The sequence below is a fragment of the Lelliottia sp. RD5 genome (genome assembly GCF_056032945.1).
This window is the reverse complement of the sequence record NZ_JBVYHQ010000001.1, coordinates 925,013-940,909: the sequence shown is the minus strand read 5'-3', so window position 1 is coordinate 940,909 and position 15,897 is coordinate 925,013. Positions and strand designations below refer to the sequence as shown.

Annotated in this window: 16 protein-coding genes; 12 read left to right on the top strand and 4 right to left on the bottom strand. The window is 52.6% G+C overall.

Annotated features, from left to right (window positions below; all coding sequences use genetic code 11):
* The 10 genes from AC0LWE_RS04725 (at position 1) to AC0LWE_RS04680 (ending at position 11,455) form a co-directional block, all read left to right on the top strand.
* Positions 1-2,118 carry a phage tail tape measure protein gene (locus AC0LWE_RS04725; RefSeq protein WP_474264901.1) on the top strand — a complete coding sequence of 706 codons (2,118 nt, stop codon included), beginning with the start codon at positions 1-3 and terminating at the stop codon, positions 2,116-2,118.
* A complete protein-coding gene (locus tag AC0LWE_RS04720) occupies positions 2,115-2,450 on the top strand; it encodes a DUF2590 family protein (RefSeq protein ID WP_474264899.1) in 336 nt (111 codons plus the stop codon). Before AC0LWE_RS04725 ends, AC0LWE_RS04720 begins: the two co-directional genes overlap by 4 nt.
* On the top strand, positions 2,443-3,627 hold the full coding sequence (locus tag AC0LWE_RS04715; protein WP_474264897.1) for a baseplate J/gp47 family protein: 1,185 nt from the start codon (positions 2,443-2,445) through the stop codon (positions 3,625-3,627). The genes AC0LWE_RS04720 and AC0LWE_RS04715 overlap by 8 nt, the downstream gene beginning before the upstream one ends.
* A complete protein-coding gene (locus tag AC0LWE_RS04710; RefSeq protein WP_474264895.1) occupies positions 3,620-4,213 on the top strand; it encodes a hypothetical protein in 594 nt (197 codons plus the stop codon). Before AC0LWE_RS04715 ends, AC0LWE_RS04710 begins: the two co-directional genes overlap by 8 nt.
* Before the next feature lie 9 nt (positions 4,214-4,222).
* Positions 4,223-6,439 carry a phage tail-collar fiber domain-containing protein gene (locus tag AC0LWE_RS04705; protein WP_474264893.1) on the top strand — a complete coding sequence of 739 codons (2,217 nt, stop codon included), beginning with the start codon at positions 4,223-4,225 and terminating at the stop codon, positions 6,437-6,439.
* A 1-nt stretch (position 6,440) separates the two neighbouring features.
* Positions 6,441-6,857, top strand: coding sequence for a tail fiber assembly protein (locus AC0LWE_RS04700; RefSeq protein ID WP_474264891.1), 417 nt, complete (start codon positions 6,441-6,443; stop codon positions 6,855-6,857).
* Complete coding sequence (locus tag AC0LWE_RS04695) at positions 6,857-7,579, top strand: hypothetical protein (RefSeq protein ID WP_474264888.1); 723 nt, start codon at positions 6,857-6,859, stop codon at positions 7,577-7,579. The genes AC0LWE_RS04700 and AC0LWE_RS04695 overlap by 1 nt, the downstream gene beginning before the upstream one ends.
* Complete coding sequence (locus tag AC0LWE_RS04690; protein WP_474264886.1) at positions 7,551-8,096, top strand: baseplate complex protein; 546 nt, start codon at positions 7,551-7,553, stop codon at positions 8,094-8,096. Before AC0LWE_RS04695 ends, AC0LWE_RS04690 begins: the two co-directional genes overlap by 29 nt.
* A gap of 3 nt (positions 8,097-8,099) precedes the next feature.
* Positions 8,100-9,824 carry a type VI secretion system Vgr family protein gene (locus tag AC0LWE_RS04685; RefSeq protein WP_474264884.1) on the top strand — a complete coding sequence of 575 codons (1,725 nt, stop codon included), beginning with the start codon at positions 8,100-8,102 and terminating at the stop codon, positions 9,822-9,824.
* Positions 9,825-10,561: 737 nt separating this feature from the next.
* Positions 10,562-11,455, top strand: coding sequence for a type VI secretion system-associated protein TagO (locus AC0LWE_RS04680; RefSeq protein ID WP_474264882.1), 894 nt, complete (start codon positions 10,562-10,564; stop codon positions 11,453-11,455).
* A 198-nt stretch (positions 11,456-11,653) separates the two neighbouring features.
* On the opposite strand, the gene gapA is transcribed toward AC0LWE_RS04680, so the two are convergent.
* Positions 11,654-12,649, bottom strand: coding sequence for a glyceraldehyde-3-phosphate dehydrogenase (gene gapA / locus AC0LWE_RS04675; RefSeq protein ID WP_012017070.1), 996 nt, complete (start codon positions 12,647-12,649; stop codon positions 11,654-11,656).
* Positions 12,650-12,988: 339 nt separating this feature from the next.
* Here gapA and msrB point away from each other — a divergent pair, with 339 nt between their 5' ends.
* Positions 12,989-13,402: a peptide-methionine (R)-S-oxide reductase MsrB gene (gene msrB / locus AC0LWE_RS04670; protein ID WP_059178245.1), complete on the top strand. Its 414-nt coding sequence runs from the start codon at positions 12,989-12,991 to the stop codon at positions 13,400-13,402.
* Positions 13,403-13,443: 41 nt separating this feature from the next.
* On the top strand, positions 13,444-13,719 hold the full coding sequence (locus AC0LWE_RS04665) for a YeaC family protein (protein WP_059178244.1): 276 nt from the start codon (positions 13,444-13,446) through the stop codon (positions 13,717-13,719).
* A gap of 83 nt (positions 13,720-13,802) precedes the next feature.
* Here AC0LWE_RS04665 and yajD read toward each other — a convergent pair whose 3' ends face one another.
* The 3 genes from yajD to ansA all read right to left on the bottom strand — a co-directional run bounded on the left by yajD (position 13,803) and on the right by ansA (position 15,877).
* A complete protein-coding gene (gene yajD, locus AC0LWE_RS04660; RefSeq protein WP_012017073.1) occupies positions 13,803-14,147 on the bottom strand; it encodes an HNH nuclease YajD in 345 nt (114 codons plus the stop codon).
* Between the two features lie 61 nt (positions 14,148-14,208).
* Positions 14,209-14,850, bottom strand: coding sequence for a bifunctional nicotinamidase/pyrazinamidase (gene pncA / locus AC0LWE_RS04655; RefSeq protein ID WP_059178243.1), 642 nt, complete (start codon positions 14,848-14,850; stop codon positions 14,209-14,211).
* Between the two features lie 10 nt (positions 14,851-14,860).
* Positions 14,861-15,877 (bottom strand): asparaginase, encoded by a 1,017-nt coding sequence (gene ansA, locus AC0LWE_RS04650; RefSeq protein ID WP_059178242.1) that lies wholly within the window; start codon positions 15,875-15,877, stop codon positions 14,861-14,863.
* Positions 15,878-15,897 lie beyond the last annotated feature (20 nt).

Below are 15,897 nucleotides of genomic sequence, written 5' to 3'. Positions count from 1 at the left end.
ATGAGCCACCTGGATTTTACGCTGAGTCTGATTGATAAGCTGACGCGGCCATTAAAAACGGCCCAGTCTTCGCTGACCGGCTTCGCGGAAAAATCGCAGGCGTCTTTTACAAAAATCGGTATTGGCGCGGCGGCTGTCTGGGGCGTTGCGCAGTCTATCGCTGGCGTGGTGGGTCCGGCCTATGAAATGAATGCGGCCCTGGCGGAAGTGGGATCCAAGGGGGTGGCAGAAGACACCCTGAAACGTCTATCCGGCGAAGCCCTCAAATTCAGCATGCGCTACGGCAAAGGCGCGGTGGATGTGGTGAATTCCAGCTATGCAATCAAAGGCGCAATGGCCGGTCTTTCTGATCTGGATTTGCCCCGCGTGACGATTGCAGCCAATACCCTGGCGGCGGGTGTGAAAGCCAGCGGCGAGGAGGCAGGTGAGTATATCGGTGCGATGGCGTCCCGCTTCAATGCTGAGTTGTCCAGTCTGGGTCATGTCCGGTTCGCCGAGGAGCTGGCCGGAAAAACGGCCTATATGGTGCAAAACTTCGGCGTGAAAATGCAGACCATGCAGGAGCTGATCGAGGGGACCAAAAACGCCGGGGCTGACTTCGGAGTCAGCATGGATGAACAGTTCGCGGTTCTGGGTACGCTTTCCCGCACGCTGGGTACAGAGTCCAGCGGCATCTATGAGCAGTTTTTGCGAAGCGCCCCGGCTGCCGCATCAAAACTGGGTATGAGCTTTGTTGATGCCACCGGCAAAATGCTGCCAATGGGCGACATCCTCCAGAAGCTGCAAGACAAATACGGGACCAGCATTGAAGGGAACGTCAAAGCCCAGCAGGCGCTGGACGCCGCTTTCGGTGGGGGGGCTGATGTCATTAAAAAGCTGTACGGCCAGCAGAATAATTTAAACCGCAGCATCACGGAGCTGGGCCGTAATGACGGCATGAAGCGTGCCGAAGAAATGGCCGCCAGCATGGCGAAGCCGTGGGAACGCATTGTCGCGACGTTTTACGCGATGCGTGTCGCGCTGGGCAATACGCTGATCCCGATCCTGACTCCGCTGATGAACCGCGTCGCCGACGTGGGCGCGAAGTTTGCCCGCTGGCTGGAGATGTTCCCCAACATTGCCCGTTGGCTGGGTTACATCACCCTGGGCGTGCTGTCCTTTGGGCTTGCCGGTGCGGCCACCAATATTGTGATGGGAATCTTTGGTTTCACGATGATGGGTCTGACCGCTATTGCCAGAGTGCTGGGCGGTGCGTGGAAAGCCCTGTTATGGACCTTCAATATGTTGCGTCCTTCGCTGCTGGCAACCCGCATCGGGCTGGCCGCGCTGTGGGTCCAGTCGAAACTGTTAGCCCTCTGGACCGGCGTTTGCCGCGTGGCGCTGGCTGCCTGGAATATCGTGTTGAAAGCCGGTGCGGTTGCGATGCGTATTTATGGCGCGGCGACCATGTTTGCCGGTGCGGCCATGCAGTTTCTGACAAGCCCCATCACCCTGATTATTGCCGCGCTGGCCCTGCTGGGTCTGGGGGTCTGGTATGTCGTGAACCACTGGGAAGAGCTGACCACGGCGATCATGAATACGGCGGCCTTTGTCTGGGTGATGGACGTCGCCGCGCAGGTAGGCCAGGTCTTCGCACGGGTCTGGCAATCCATTACTGACGGCTGGGCCGTGGTGGTTGCGTTCTTCGCGGGGCTTTCGCCAATGGCCGCGTTTGAAGGATTTGCGGACACCATCGGCGGGGTATTCAGCAAGCTTTTTGACGTTCTCAAAAATACCTTTGCGTCTACCTACAACTGGATTGTGGAAAAGCTGAACAAAATCCCCGGCGTCAATATTGACCTGAAAACCGTTTCACCGCCTGCCGGTGCGACGGTCCCGACAGCACCGGCGATCCCTGATGGTGCAACAGCTGCGCCGCCAAAGCTGAACGCGCCGTCCCTGCTGACGGGCAACAAAATTAATGCAGATATTCCACGCGGCGGCCTGATGAACCAGGTCAAAACTGACAGTAAAACCGTGGTGGATAGCCGTAAAACGTGGGGCGATACCTATATCACCGCCCCGAATGGAATCACCCCGGCCCAGTTGGCCGAATGGCAGGAGCTTAACGCAGGATGAGTACCGAACCGTTATACATCGACCTTTTGATCACTGACGGCGATTTCACGCTGGACAGCGGCAACGAGCCGCGCCGCTGCAATAACCGCGACAGTATCGGTCAGGACATTATCCACAGCATCCTGGAAAGCGGTATTACTACGCGGCTGATCGGGGAGCGAAGCCCGACGATGCGCGGTGATGTTCTGACGCAACTATCGCTACTGGTCGAAAGTGACGAACGCTTGATTCCTGGCACGATTGTTATCACCGAAGAAAGCATCACGCGGTTGTATGTCACTGCGGAAACCTACGATTTCGGCAGTGTTAACACTGAGGTTCATTATGACTGAGAAACCTAACGTCGATTTTGAGCAGGTGCTGAATGACAGCGGGATGCCGTCAACCCAAGCCGAAATCACCGCAGCGTTTAAAGCCACCGTGGAGGCGGAAGGATTCGTCACGAACACATCGCGCATGTCGCCATTCTGGCGGCTGATTTCGAAGATTGTCACCACGCCGGTGTTATGGCTGCGTGACGCGCTGATCAACGTGGTGCTGGCAAACATGTTTGTGGCAACGGCAAGCGGTTCCATGCTTCGGTTGCTGGCCTGGGCGGTCAATGTCACGGCTAAACCGGCCAGCGCTGCCGCTGGCGTGCTGCGATTCTACAAGGCGAGCGCGGCGGATGAGGTTGCCATACCTGCGGGAACGCTGGTGCAAACCGAGCGTATCAATGGCGTGGTTTATGTGCTGGCCGTGAGTGAAGACACGACATTACCGGCCGGGATCGAAAGTGCGCTTGTACCTGTAGCGGCGACCGGCACCGGCACCGGCTATAACCTTGCGCCGGGGTATTACCGTATTTTACCCGTCGCGGTGGCAGGCATTGCCAGCGCAGTAAATGAAGACGACTGGTTAATCACCCCTGGCGCAGACGAAGAAAGCGACGACGAGCTGCGCGACCGCACGCGCAATCAGTTTAACCTGGTGGGCAATTACCACACGGACGCCATTTATCGCAGCATGATTGCGGGCGTTGTCGGGTTGAGCGTTGACCGTATTTTCTTCCTGCATGACGCCCCGCGCGGCCCAGGTACGGCAAATGCTTACCTTCTGCTGGATAGCGGCGAAGCTTCGCTGCCTTTTATCGACGCGGTGAATGATTACGTCAACACCCAGGGCCACCACGGCCACGGGGATGATTTGCAGTGTTTTGCCATGCCGGAAACCACTCACACCCTGGCGGTGATCGTGTACGTGGCAAGTGTGGAAAACATGGAGCCGGAAGAACTTTTGGTTCTGAAAGCCAATGTGACCAATCTAATCCGCTGTGCGTTTCGTGAGAATGCTAATTACGACGTTAAGAAAACGTGGCCGTATGCACGTTTCTCTTTTTCAAATCTGGGCCGCGAGATCCACAAAGCGTTTCCTGTGGTCGATTCGCTGAGTTTCTCACTGACAGATATTGTCAGTGAATTATCTGTCCCGCGTCTGGCGGCCTTAACGGTGGAAATTGCCAATGACTGAGTTTGCCAGACTGCTGGCCGGGCTAAAGTTGCCGTCGTGGATGGACCGTGGCGATCCTGCCAGGTTGCTGCGTGCCTGCGTGAAGTTCTGGTCACAGGTGTACGGGTGGTTAACGTGGCCGTTAAGGCAGTTCGATCCGTTGACCAGCGCCGAACCGCTGTTAAACCTGATTGCCTGGGAACGTGATATCGCCCGATTTAAGGGGGAGCCATTAAGCCTTTTCCGTAAACGGGTGAGTTTTGCGTTTATCAACGCACAGCAGGCCGGTGAGGTTGCCGGATTTATTGCCATTTTTGAGCGGCTGGGGATCGGCTATGTCGAATTGCTGGAGCGCCAGGACGGAATGGACTGGGATGTCATCACCGTTCGCGTGACCGACAGTCAGGTCGCCGATAACAGCGATTTGCTGCTAGAAATCATCCGAAAATACGGGCGCACCTGTCGCCGGTATCGGTTTGAAGTGATCACCACTCTGCCGGTACATATCAATATCGGCTGGTATCAGGGCGATTATGTTTGCTGGCCCGCCACGCTGGCCGATGTGAATAACGAATTAAGCGCAACATATAGCGCAAGCTTGCAGTAGGGGAAAACAATGTCACAGGCAGTCATTACCAAAGCATTTACAGAATGGAAAGCCCAGCAGGCAATCAATAATCAGCCGGTTACACTGGATGAATTTGTTTTCGCCTACATTCCGAATCTGGACGTGAGCAAACCAATCAGCCACACGGAAACCCTTCCGGCAGCGGATAAGATTGTCCACCGCCAGGCCGTGAGTAAATCCGGCGTCGTGAACGGTCATTCTGTCGTGTATTCCGTCACACTGGGCGCTGATACCGGCGACTTTGATTTCAACTGGATTGGGCTGACAAATAAGGCAACCAGTACGCTGGCGATGATCATTCACGCGCCAACCCAGCGCAAGGTTAAAAACGCCAGCGGTCAGCAGGGAAATGTCCTGGTGCGTTCCATGCTAATGGAATACAGCGGTGCACAGTCGGCAACCCAAATCACCACGCCAGCAGAAACATGGCAGATCGATTTTACTGCGCGACTGGCTGCGATGGACGAACGTCATCGCATGGAGAATATCGATCTCTATGGCGCTGCCGCCTTTTTTGACACCGGTTATCTGGTCGCGAAAAACGGCAGTCAGTTTTATGTCACTAAGGGGGCGGGGTATGTTGCCGGGCTGCGTGCGGATCTGGTCGCAAACCAGAACATCACCATTTCGGCGAAGCCGGTGAAAGTCTGGCTGGATGTTTCGTGGTCTGGAACGCTGACAAGCGTCTGGGCCGTCAATAGCAAAATCACTGTGGCAACCAGTCTGGCCGATTATGCTGAAAATGGCACCCAGCATTATGTTTTTGCGCTCGCCAGTATTGACGCAAGCGGAAACATAACGGACTTGCGCCCAAAAGGTGGGCTAAACGACCAGGCACTAAAAGAGCACGAAAAATCCCGCAATCACCCCGACGCCACGACCAAAGAAAAGGGATTCGTTCAGCTGAGTAGCGAAACGGGCAGCGACGATGAAAGCAAGGCCGCCACGCCGAAAGCTGTTAAAGCCGTGAATGATACCCTGACCAACGTTAAAGAAAGTCTGGGAACGGCATCAAAGGCGGATGTCGTGACATCGACGACAGACACAACAGCCGGGCGAGTCCCGGTTACGGGCTGGATGGGCCTGGGTGCGGTTCGTGATGCAGAAGTCAAAAACGAAGATTTTTCTTCATTCTGGCGAGATACCAGCATTGTTAAATCAGGAATTACCATTCCCTATGACGGCACGCCCACTGTTTCCTATCTGGCTGTCGATGGGGTAAACCATCATGCTTATGTAGGCCGTAAAAAAGCAGGCGAAGCTATTTCATGGGTGAAGCTGTATAGCGAATTTAACAAGCCCACAGCGGCGGATGTTGATGCTGTTTCTGCAACAAATGGTGGAACATTCTCAAGGGGAGTGACGTTTAATCAGGGCTTAACGAGTAAGGGCCAGATTGCCTGGGGTGATTTTTTAAATGCTGTCGGCTCGAATAATTATAACGCGATGGCGAACGTTTATGACGCTAACGGAAAAATGCGCTGGGCATTTGGACCCTATAAAAATGGCTGGTCAATCTATAGCTACGATGCTGCTGGCGACTACGTCGCTAATCTGATGAATATAGATTACACCACGCAAAAAGCTTCATTTTCTGGCGTGGTTTCAGCTTCTGGAGAGTTTCAGACCACCGCCGTGGAAAGCTACCGTATTGCATACGGGAATGTCGGCACCTTCTGGCGAAATGACGGCAGCAATCTTTATCTGCTGGCGACCAATTCAGGCGATGCGTATGGCAATTACAACAGTCTTCGCCCGTTCTATGTAGCGCTGGCTACCGGTAAAGTTACGATGGGTAATGGCCTGGCCGTGGCCGGAAACGTCACTATCAATGGGCAGGTTGTACCTTCAAATTACGGGAATCTTGATTCCCGTTATCAGTTGAGGGGGAGTTACGCCGCGCCGAATGCCGCCTCAAAAGGTGCAAATGGTTGGTGGCAATGTGGCAGCACGGGAATTATTGATCAGTGGCTACAGGGGGCAACGATGACCAGTGAAACCACCCAGTCGATCACGTTCCCCAAAGCCTTTCCAAATGCCTGCCTGGGAATATCGGTGAGTACGTTAAACGTGAATAACAACACTGGCACCGAAGGGATGTTTCAGCTTGTCTCTAAAACAAGGACCGGTTGTGTGGTTATGGCAAACAGGGCTTACGGAAGCATTGGGCAGGTTGCTGTCCTGATCCGGGCTGTGGGGTACTAATATGACGGCAATTTACTACAGCCCGAAAATGAAGGGCTTTTACTTTGAAAATGACAAGGCGCTCTATGTGGAGGCCGGAAGCTGGCCCGAAGACGCGAGCGCAATTTCAGAGCGCTGGTATCACTACCTGATTGACGGGCAGAGCAATGGCCGTGAGATTGTAGCGAACGTCTACGGCCAGCCAATGTTAGCCGATCTTCCAGAACCCACTGATGAGCAGTTATTCGCCCGTGCCGAGGCTCATAAAATCGGCTTAATGCAGGCCGCTACTGATGCAATCGCACCCTTACAGGATGCCGTTGATCTGGATATGCAAACCGAAACGGAAATTACCCGGCTGCTGGCATGGAAAAAATACCGCGTCATGCTGAATCGCGTCGATCCTGGTAATCCGATCTGGCCGGAGGTTCCGCAGTAATGTGGCAGGACTCAATTATCAGGATTGCCGACGATATGGCCGCGCTGGATTGTGCAATCATTCCGGCGCACCCGTGGGTTTATGGACTGGGTCAGTCAGCGGATTCAGGTGGATATCTGAGTCCGGCGAATGCGCTGGGTTATCTGGCGGGTAAGCTGGCAACCAGCGGCGGCAGCGGCGATGTGATCGTCATGATGATTGCAGAAAATACACATGATGCCTTTATGAAAGCATTGTCCGGTCTTGCCACTGTATTTCCTGCGCCGGTATTTACCCAGGTCAGCCGAATGGCCGCAGCGGCGGCCGAGCTGAGTACGGTAAAAATGCAACTGCCGTCGAAGGTCAGTTCGCTGCCGGTCGCCGCGCCGCTATCCGTTCAGACAAACCGTCTGGCCGTTAACGCGCAGCGGGTTGCCGCCGCGCAGCTGGCTGCCGCAGTCAGTACCACCCCCGCAGGCTTACAAAGCCAGATTGGCGGTTTTATTAAAGAACGCGCGGGCCTGCTTTCTTCATTAAGTCAGTCGCTTGAAAAGCTGAAAGGGGCCAGCGCTAAGGCGTGGTCCTTTAGCTATAGCGGAAATCATCGCGTTGCTGCGCTTGAGCTTTTAAAGGGCATCCCTAAGACAACCGCCGTGCATACTGCGGCGATGATGTTTATCGGGGATTCGCTCATTGATTTAGGGAAAATGATAAATGAGCCAGACCGCATTACTCGCGCTTGATGGTGAAGGGATCGCCATGCAAAACATGCTGGTTTCCCCTTCAATGCAGTTTCAGGAAAAGGACCAGTCGGGCCAGACATCGAGTACGACCAATTCCGAACAGGGTATCAAGGCCAAAGAGTTGCGCGTGTCGGGTCTGGTCACGTTTGATGACGAGGCCGTTTTACAGCGCCTTTTCCAGCTGGCATCCGCAACTGAAACCAGCGGGGCGCTGAAAACATACCGCGTCGCCAATGCCACGGCGACAGCCATTAATTTTCGTGAAGCCACCTTCACCGGCCAGATTGATGCCGTTCCGCAGGAAGACCGCCTCGCCTGGCAGGTCAGTTTTACCCTGCGTGAAAAAGGGAGCGTGCCGGAGAAACGTCAGGCCCGCAAAGGGAACGCGACGGCCAGCACCAAACAGACCGGCGCGGCGGGTGGTGGCGGTGGTTCTTCTGCTGCCAGTGAGCCAGCCGACAAAATGAGCTGGTTTGAGCAAAAGGTTTTAAAGCCTGTTAATGATGCGCTGGGGTAAGCGATGAAACCGATTAAACGCCTGTTTTTATCCAGCGATCCGATCCATATGGTTGACTGCAATATTGTGCTGGAGTTGAACGCCTGCGGTCGTGGCTTCATTACGGCCAGCACGGCAAAGGACTACACCGGCAAAATGGTGCGGGTTGATGTGGGCTATGACGGACTGGTCCTTCGCTGGTTCACTGGTTATGTGGAACGGTCGCAGCCTGCTGATAATGGCACCTGCCGTTTGTTCGTTCGTGAGCTGATCGGCGTCTTTGATAAGTTATGGCCATGCTCATTCCAGCATCCGACGCTACGCCAGATAACAGACTGGATCACGGAGCAAAGCGGGTTAACCGTCGGCCCGCCTGCCGGTGTCAGTTACGCGGATACACCGATCCCACATTTCGCACACAGTGGCACGGGCTACCAGCTTTTTGCCAGCCTGGGCCGCGCGTTTTCGATCCCGGATTACGTCTGGTATCAGTTGCCGGATGGCGCTGTCTTTACCGGCGCGGCGGAAGATAGTCTCTTTGCGGGCAAGCCGGTTGTAATCCCGCATGAATTTAGCCAGGCATCCGCAGGCGGCAATTCCATGGTGGTGCCGATGATTCAGAGCCTGCGCCCAGGTGTTGAAGTGAACCGCCAGCGGTTAAACCAGGTGCGCCTGGATAACGACAACATGGCAATCACCTGGCAGCCTCGAAACAAGGCCACCGGCCAGCCCTTGCAGAAACCCCCCATCCAGCGACAGATAGAAAGCGCATACCCGGAACTGGCTTCCGGTTTGCACTTGCCAAAATTCGCCAGGGTTGAAGCGCCCAGCGAAGATGTATCTGGCGGCAATATCGCTGACCCGTTCCGCCCGCGCTACGCTGTGGATCTGCAACTGCTTGACGAGAACGGCAACCCGGCAGCCAATACGCCGGTTTATTCTGCCGTGCAGCTGCCGGTCCCAATGGCGGGCAGTGAGTCAGGGATGTTTCAGTTTCCACCGGCTGGCACGCTGGTTGAAGTGGGATTTGTGGAAGGTCGGCAGGATAAGCCGTTCGTTCGCCAGATCATGCCCCAGGGACACAACCTGCCAGCGGTTAAGCCCGGTGAGCAGTTACAGCAACAACGTGATGGTGTTTCGCAGCGTGTGACGGTGGCCGGTGACTGGGTGAGACAAACAGATCAGGCCATCACCGAAAATTCAATGAAGCGCGAAATCACCGCTGATGATGAAAAGCGCACGCTAGTTGCCCGTGAAACTACCGTGCAGGCTACCGATAAAACCACCGTGCTGGGAACGGCTACCCTTCTGGCCGGTGCGGTGGTCCATATCAGTGAGGGAGATTATAGCGTCGGCACGTCCGGCAGTATGACCATGTCGATCGGCAAAAATAATATTGTCAGTGTCGGCCAGAACGTAAAGCGTAACGTGGGCGGCAAGCTGGAAGACAATATCAAAGGGAATGCCGACATCACTATCGGCGGATCGCTTACGGAGAAAATAACCGGCATACGCAAAAGCGTAGCCGCCGCGCAGGAGTTAATCGCGCCGGTCGTTAAACTGGGAAGTGAAGAAATCAACGTTCTCACGTTGTTAACTGATACGCTGGACGTAGTAAACGAGCTGGCGAAGATATGCGCGTCGCATACGCACCCCAGCACTGGGGCAAGCGGGCAGGCGTCCCAGTTCACTGAAACAGCCGGTAAAGCCACTGCTTTAAAAGTGAAATACAGCCCCCTGATTGCCTGACGAAAACCCACGCGTCATCAGACGCCGCAGAACACCCCACAACAAGCGCAAAAACATAAGGTCGCCACCATGCGGCCTTTTTTGCGTTCGTACAACCACGCGCCAGAGACGAAGCGACAGAGTGCAGACGGAAGCGGATCCGAGACGGAAACGGCGCTACACCGCACCCGCCTGCACTATTTGGATCATAAAAATTTTGCAAAAGAATTTTTGCGCAAAGCAACCGGCTAGCCCGCACCGCCGCTGGGTTTCTGCGGTCTGCTGGCCTTTGCACGCCGCGCAAGTATTTGCAGCTCTTCGCAAAAAATGGGGTGCGACAATTAGCTAAGTATCTGGTTAACCTCATGTTATAAAAGGAAAGCTTTACTTTTCGTCACGATCATATATGCGTGGCGGTGGTATGGGGGATTTTTAATTGAGTGAATAAAACCATTGCATGGCGCGGGCTGGCGGATTGCTGGTTATTTTTAGAATTTGCAAAATGTTGCACATCTGATTTTAAAACAGATTTGCCATGACAATGAATAAATCCTCCCGCAGGCATACGTGGGGAAGGGCGTGTAGTTCATTTCGACCCTTCCTTCCTTTAGTTTAATTGGATACACCTTCAAATTAACACATTCCATTCTTGTCAATGCGTACTATTCCGATAAAATTCAAAACCGATGTAACTAATATCAAAAAGTAAACATTCATAGGGGATAGATTATGGCATCAAACATCAAAAGGATGATCCAATGAATACATATGCTTGTACTGCTGGAGCGTCATTTATAGCGCTTAGTGCATTGTCAGTTCACGCCGCACCTGAGCTTAATAAGTTCAATGATGTGCTTCAATGCCGGGTTATAGAAAATAGTGACAATCGACTTGCCTGCTATGACAATTCGATACCACCAACCCGTACCGAAAATGCTCAAAAATTTGAAAGTCGAGATCAATGTCCGGCTGAGAAAGATAATGATAAGCGATTGTCTTGTTATGATCGATTTTTCTACCCAACCTTTAAACCTTCAACAAACTCGAAAATGCCGGTTACTAATACAGTAATAGCCGAAATTCACCAACCTGACCGTAAAGCCTTGTCGGCATGCCAGAGTGAAGTTAACGGAATAAAGAGATTGGCATGTTACGATAAATTATTCCCGAAGAATTCTTCTGAGAGTACCGAGTCAACTCATGAGTTAGTGGGAAACCCCGGCAAGTGGCAAACTTCGATTACTACATCACCGGTAGATGATTCGAAGAATGTTATTCTCGCTCTTTCCAGTAATGATTTCATTCAGACGCCGTTTGGTGAGAGCGTTACACCGACAATTTACGTTGCCTGCCGTGAAAAGCAAACGGATGTATACATAGATTGGGATGTGTATTTAGGCCTTGAACAAACGAGCATGCTACATCGCTTAGATAAGCAAAAAGCTGTTGAAAAACAGTGGTCGATATCAACTGATACAAAAGCTGTTTTTTACAGAGGCAGCGACATTGATTTTGTTAAAGCCTTAGCGAAAGCAGACAAAATGTTCGCAAGGATAACCCCTTATAACGAAGCTCCCGTCAATGCGACATTTGATCTAGCCGGTTTATCTGAAGCAATGAAACCACTCCAAAAAGCATGTGGTTGGAAATAATTAGCACTAAGTATTAAGACAGTCTGCCGACATTTGCACAAAGATGTAAATACAATGACAAAGTCCCGCAAGTCAGAGGACTTTGGCGTTGTGGACGCTATGTGGACATTAATTGTATAAAAGTCCATTAAAACAGTGGGTTGAGACAATAAAAAAGGCGACCGAAGTCGCCTTTTTGGATCAGATTCTCATCTCAACTTATTTGGAGATGTGAGCGATCAGGTCCAGTACTTTGTTAGAGTAACCTGTTTCGTTGTCGTACCAGGAAACCAGTTTCACAAAGTTGTCGTTCAGTGCGATACCTGCTTTAGCATCGAACACGGAAGTGCAAACTTCGCCGTTGAAATCGGTAGATACAACGTCGTCTTCGGTGTAACCCAGAACGCCTTTCATTGGGCCTTCAGCAGCCGCTTTGATTGCTTTCTTGATTTCTTCGTAAGACGCTGCTTTTTCCAGACGAACGGTCAGGTCAACAACAGACACGTTTGGAGTTGGAACGCGGAATGCCATACCCGTGATTTTACCGTTCAGCTCTGGCAGTACAACGCCTACAGCTTTAGCAGCACCGGTAGAAGAAGGGATGATGTTCTGAGCTGCGCCGCGGCCGCCGCGCCAGTCTTTGTGAGACGGGCCATCAACAGTTTTCTGAGTAGCGGTAGTTGCGTGAACAGTGGTCATCAGGCCTTCAACGATACCGAAGTTGTCGTTGATAACTTTAGCCAGTGGAGCCAGGCAGTTGGTGGTGCAAGATGCGTTAGAAACGATATCCTGGCCAGCATACTTCTCGAAGTTTGCGCCTTTAACGAACATCGGGGTGTTGTCTTTGGAAGGACCAGTCAGAACAACTTTCTTCGCACCCGCAGTGATGTGTTTACGCGCCGTTTCGTCGGTCAGGAACAGACCCGTTGCTTCAGCAACAACGTCAACGTTAACTTCGTTCCACTTCAGGTTAGCCGGGTCACGTTCTGCGGTAACACGGATAGTTTTGCCGTTAACAACCAGGTGGCCGTCTTTGACTTCTACAGTGCCGTTAAAACGACCGTGAGTTGAGTCGTATTTCAGCATGTAAGCCATGTATTCAGCGTCTAACAGGTCGTTGATTGCAACGATCTCGATGTCAGAACGTTCCTGAGCAGCACGGAAAACAATACGGCCGATACGGCCAAAACCGTTGATACCTACTTTGATAGTCATATATTCCACCAGCTATTTGTTAGTGAATAAAAGGTTGCCTGTAAAATTACAAAAACCTTACGCAGCGTCAAGCGGAATCGTGTCAATCATTGCGACAAATCAATCCTGTGCATAACCTTTGTGCGACTGACCGCCTCACTTTCCTTTTGAGCTAGCAACCACATGGGGGCTGCGCGCGGGATTTTAAAGGGCCATCAGGATAAATATGTGAGAAAGATCACAATTGGCTGACTGCTGAACCGCAACGCATAAGTTTAGAACAAAAGTTCACACTTCAGTGTTAATGTTTTGTTAGAATTCTCGGTAAAACGTGTCTGTTTCAACAGCGAGATATGAGCAATGTCGAATCAACATAACCCTGATGAACTGAAAAAAAATCTGACTGAAATGCAGTTCTACGTGACGCAGAATCACGGGACCGAACCCCCATTTACCGGGCGTTTACTGCACAATAAGCGGGATGGCGTGTATCACTGTCTGGTGTGCGATGCCCCGCTGTTTAACTCACAAACAAAATACGATTCTGGCTGCGGATGGCCAAGCTTTTACGAGCCGGTGAGTGACGAAGCCATCCGTTACCTTACCGACTCCAGCCATGGTATGCAGCGCACCGAAATCCGCTGTGGGAACTGTGATGCGCACCTCGGGCATGTGTTCCCGGATGGCCCGCAGCCAACGGGCGAGCGTTTTTGCGTCAATTCGGCTTCGATGAGCTTCTCAGACGATGAAAATGGCGACCAGACCAAAGGCTGAAGAAACGATTCAGCAAATTATTCCTTCAGAGCGGATTTTTCATGAATATCGATGACATGATCAACAGTATGACGCCAGAGGTTTATCAGCGTCTGGTGACGGCAGTTGAATTAGGAAAATGGCCGGACGGCGTGGCGCTGACGGCAGAGCAAAAAGAGAACAGTTTGCAACTGGTGATGTTATGGCAGGCGCGCAACAACAATGACGCTCAGCACATGACGATTGACACGCAGGGTCAGATGGTGATGAAAAGCAAGCGCGAGCTGAAAGAAGATTTTGGCATTACGCCAAAACCGATTGCGACCTTTAAATCCTGATCCCTCGCGCGACTCAGCCTATATGGCAATCCCTCCCTCCTGAATGGTTTTCGACACATGACGGGAGGGAGAGATATTCAGGGTTATTTCTTGTCAATCATCGCTTTTAGATTGGCAAACGGATTGTATTTCGCTTCACCCACGTCCTTCTGCGCATCTTCTCCTGCCACAACCGTTGAACCGTACAGATCCACTTCGGTGTATTTCGAATGCTCATGATCGTGGCAGTACAGGCACAACATCTCCCAGTTGCTGCCATCTTCCGGGTTATTGCTGTGATCGTGATCGATATGATGCACGGTCAACTCGCGCAAATTCGAATAGACGAATTCACGTGAACAGCGCCCGCAGACCCATGGAAAGAGTTTTAGCGCCTTTTCCCGATAACCGACTTCCAGCCGGGCATAATTTTTTGGGATAAAAGCCATACGACGTACCTCATAGAAAAATGAAACAGCGATCTCGTATTACGACACCGCGGATTAAACGTTAAGCCTGGGTCTCTTGCCAGTCCGCCAGCGTATAGAGCGTCGCGCCAGCTGTGGACATCTCCATAAACGCCAGCGCGCTATCCTGCGCGTTAAGGTTCACGCCCCGACAGCCATCGGTAATAACGTTGACCCGATAACCGAGCTTTAGCGCATCCAGCACGGTGTATTTTACACAGTAATCCGTCGCCAGCCCCATCACAATCAGCTCGCCTACCTCATGATGACGCAGCCATTCATCCAGCGCAGTTTGCTGGCGATGTTCGTTATCAAAAAAGGCGCTGTAGCTGTCGATTAAGGGATTTTCGCCTTTATGAAACACCGCATCAATGGCGTGCTGATTGAGCAGCGGATGCAGCTGTGCGCCTTCCGTTTGCTGAACGCAATGATCCGGCCAGAGCGTTTGCGCCAGCCCGTCGAGTTCGCCTTGAGAAAACGGTTCCGCGTTATGCTGACTGGCAAAGCTGCCGTGATCCGCAGGATGCCAGTCCTGGCTCGCAACCACTGCCTCACCGCGCGCTTTACACCAGGCAATCAGCGCATTAGCCACATCAACGGTGCTGTCGCCTTCAGCGACAGCCAGTGCGCCGCCGGCGCAAAAATCATTTTGCAGATCGACCAGCAGCAGGGCTCGTTGTTTCATTAAAAACTCCTTATTCGTCCGGCGTCAGCTCGCCGCGCAGGTTTTGCATCATGGCCTTGCGCATCGCATCCACGTCCAGATCCTGACTGAGTAAATAGTGAAGTTTAGTCAGCGTGGCTTCGACCGTCATATCAAATCCGCTAATCACTCCGGCCTGAGCCAGCGCATTGCCGGTGGCATAACCGCCCATATTGACCTTGCCAGACATGCACTGCGTCAGGTTAATCACCAGAATACCGCGCGCGCTCGCTTCCTGAAGCTCTTTCAGGAATTCACCGTTTTGCGGCGCATTGCCCACACCGTAGGAGCGCAGGATCAGCGCTTTAACCGGCTGACGCAGGAAGTTACGCACCACGTCAGCTGAAATTCCGGGATAAATCGTCACCACGCCAATCGGCTGCGGGGTGATCGGATGGACAATCAATTCGCCCGCAGTGTGTGGGGCAGGCGGGGTGCCAAGGCGACGGATATGAATACCCGCTTCCAGCAGCGCTTGCAGATTTGGCGAAGCAAAAGCGTCGAACCCGTCTGCGTGGGCTTTGGTGGTGCGATTTCCGCGATACAGACGATTGTTGAAAAACAGCGTCACTTCGTTAATCGGGTAATTTGCCGCCACGTACAGGGAGTTCAGCAAATTGATCTGCCCGTCGGATCGCAGTTCCGCCAGCGGGATTTGCGACCCCGTGACGATCACCGGTTTACCCAAATTCTCCAGCATGAAGGAGAGCGCGGAGGCGGTAAACGCCATGGTGTCGGTGCCGTGCAGGATCACGAAACCGTCGTAATCGTCATAATGCGCTTTAATATCGTCCGCAATATGCTGCCAGTCTTCTGGCGTCATATCGGACGAGTCCATCAGCGGATCGTATTCGTGAATGGTGAAGTCAGGCATTTCCGGGCGATGGAACTCTGGCATCAGCGCGAGCTGGCGCTGCAGGTGACCGGAGACAGGGATATAGCCATTTTCTGAGCGCTGCATACCGATCGTACCGCCGGTATACGCTACATAAATCGATTTCTTCTGCATGATGGTGTGTTCTTAAGCTT

What these genes read in the sequence shown, in the direction of transcription:
- AC0LWE_RS04700 (WP_474264891.1), top strand. Translation starts at nt 6,441, where the DNA reads ATGACGGCAATTTACTACAGCCCGAAAATGAAGGGCTTTTACTTTGAA.
- pncA (WP_059178243.1), bottom strand. Translation starts at nt 14,850, where the DNA reads ATGAAACAACGAGCCCTGCTGCTGGTCGATCTGCAAAATGATTTTTGC.
- msrB (WP_059178245.1), top strand. Translation starts at nt 12,989, where the DNA reads ATGTCGAATCAACATAACCCTGATGAACTGAAAAAAAATCTGACTGAA.
- ansA (WP_059178242.1), bottom strand. Translation starts at nt 15,877, where the DNA reads ATGCAGAAGAAATCGATTTATGTAGCGTATACCGGCGGTACGATCGGT.
- AC0LWE_RS04685 (WP_474264884.1), top strand. Translation starts at nt 8,100, where the DNA reads ATGAAACCGATTAAACGCCTGTTTTTATCCAGCGATCCGATCCATATG.
- gapA (WP_012017070.1), bottom strand. Translation starts at nt 12,649, where the DNA reads ATGACTATCAAAGTAGGTATCAACGGTTTTGGCCGTATCGGCCGTATT.
- AC0LWE_RS04680 (WP_474264882.1), top strand. Translation starts at nt 10,562, where the DNA reads ATGAATACATATGCTTGTACTGCTGGAGCGTCATTTATAGCGCTTAGT.
- AC0LWE_RS04725 (WP_474264901.1), top strand. Translation starts at nt 1, where the DNA reads ATGAGCCACCTGGATTTTACGCTGAGTCTGATTGATAAGCTGACGCGG.
- AC0LWE_RS04715 (WP_474264897.1), top strand. Translation starts at nt 2,443, where the DNA reads ATGACTGAGAAACCTAACGTCGATTTTGAGCAGGTGCTGAATGACAGC.
- AC0LWE_RS04665 (WP_059178244.1), top strand. Translation starts at nt 13,444, where the DNA reads ATGAATATCGATGACATGATCAACAGTATGACGCCAGAGGTTTATCAG.
- AC0LWE_RS04720 (WP_474264899.1), top strand. Translation starts at nt 2,115, where the DNA reads ATGAGTACCGAACCGTTATACATCGACCTTTTGATCACTGACGGCGAT.
- AC0LWE_RS04710 (WP_474264895.1), top strand. Translation starts at nt 3,620, where the DNA reads ATGACTGAGTTTGCCAGACTGCTGGCCGGGCTAAAGTTGCCGTCGTGG.
- yajD (WP_012017073.1), bottom strand. Translation starts at nt 14,147, where the DNA reads ATGGCTTTTATCCCAAAAAATTATGCCCGGCTGGAAGTCGGTTATCGG.
- AC0LWE_RS04690 (WP_474264886.1), top strand. Translation starts at nt 7,551, where the DNA reads ATGAGCCAGACCGCATTACTCGCGCTTGATGGTGAAGGGATCGCCATG.
- AC0LWE_RS04705 (WP_474264893.1), top strand. Translation starts at nt 4,223, where the DNA reads ATGTCACAGGCAGTCATTACCAAAGCATTTACAGAATGGAAAGCCCAG.
- AC0LWE_RS04695 (WP_474264888.1), top strand. Translation starts at nt 6,857, where the DNA reads ATGTGGCAGGACTCAATTATCAGGATTGCCGACGATATGGCCGCGCTG.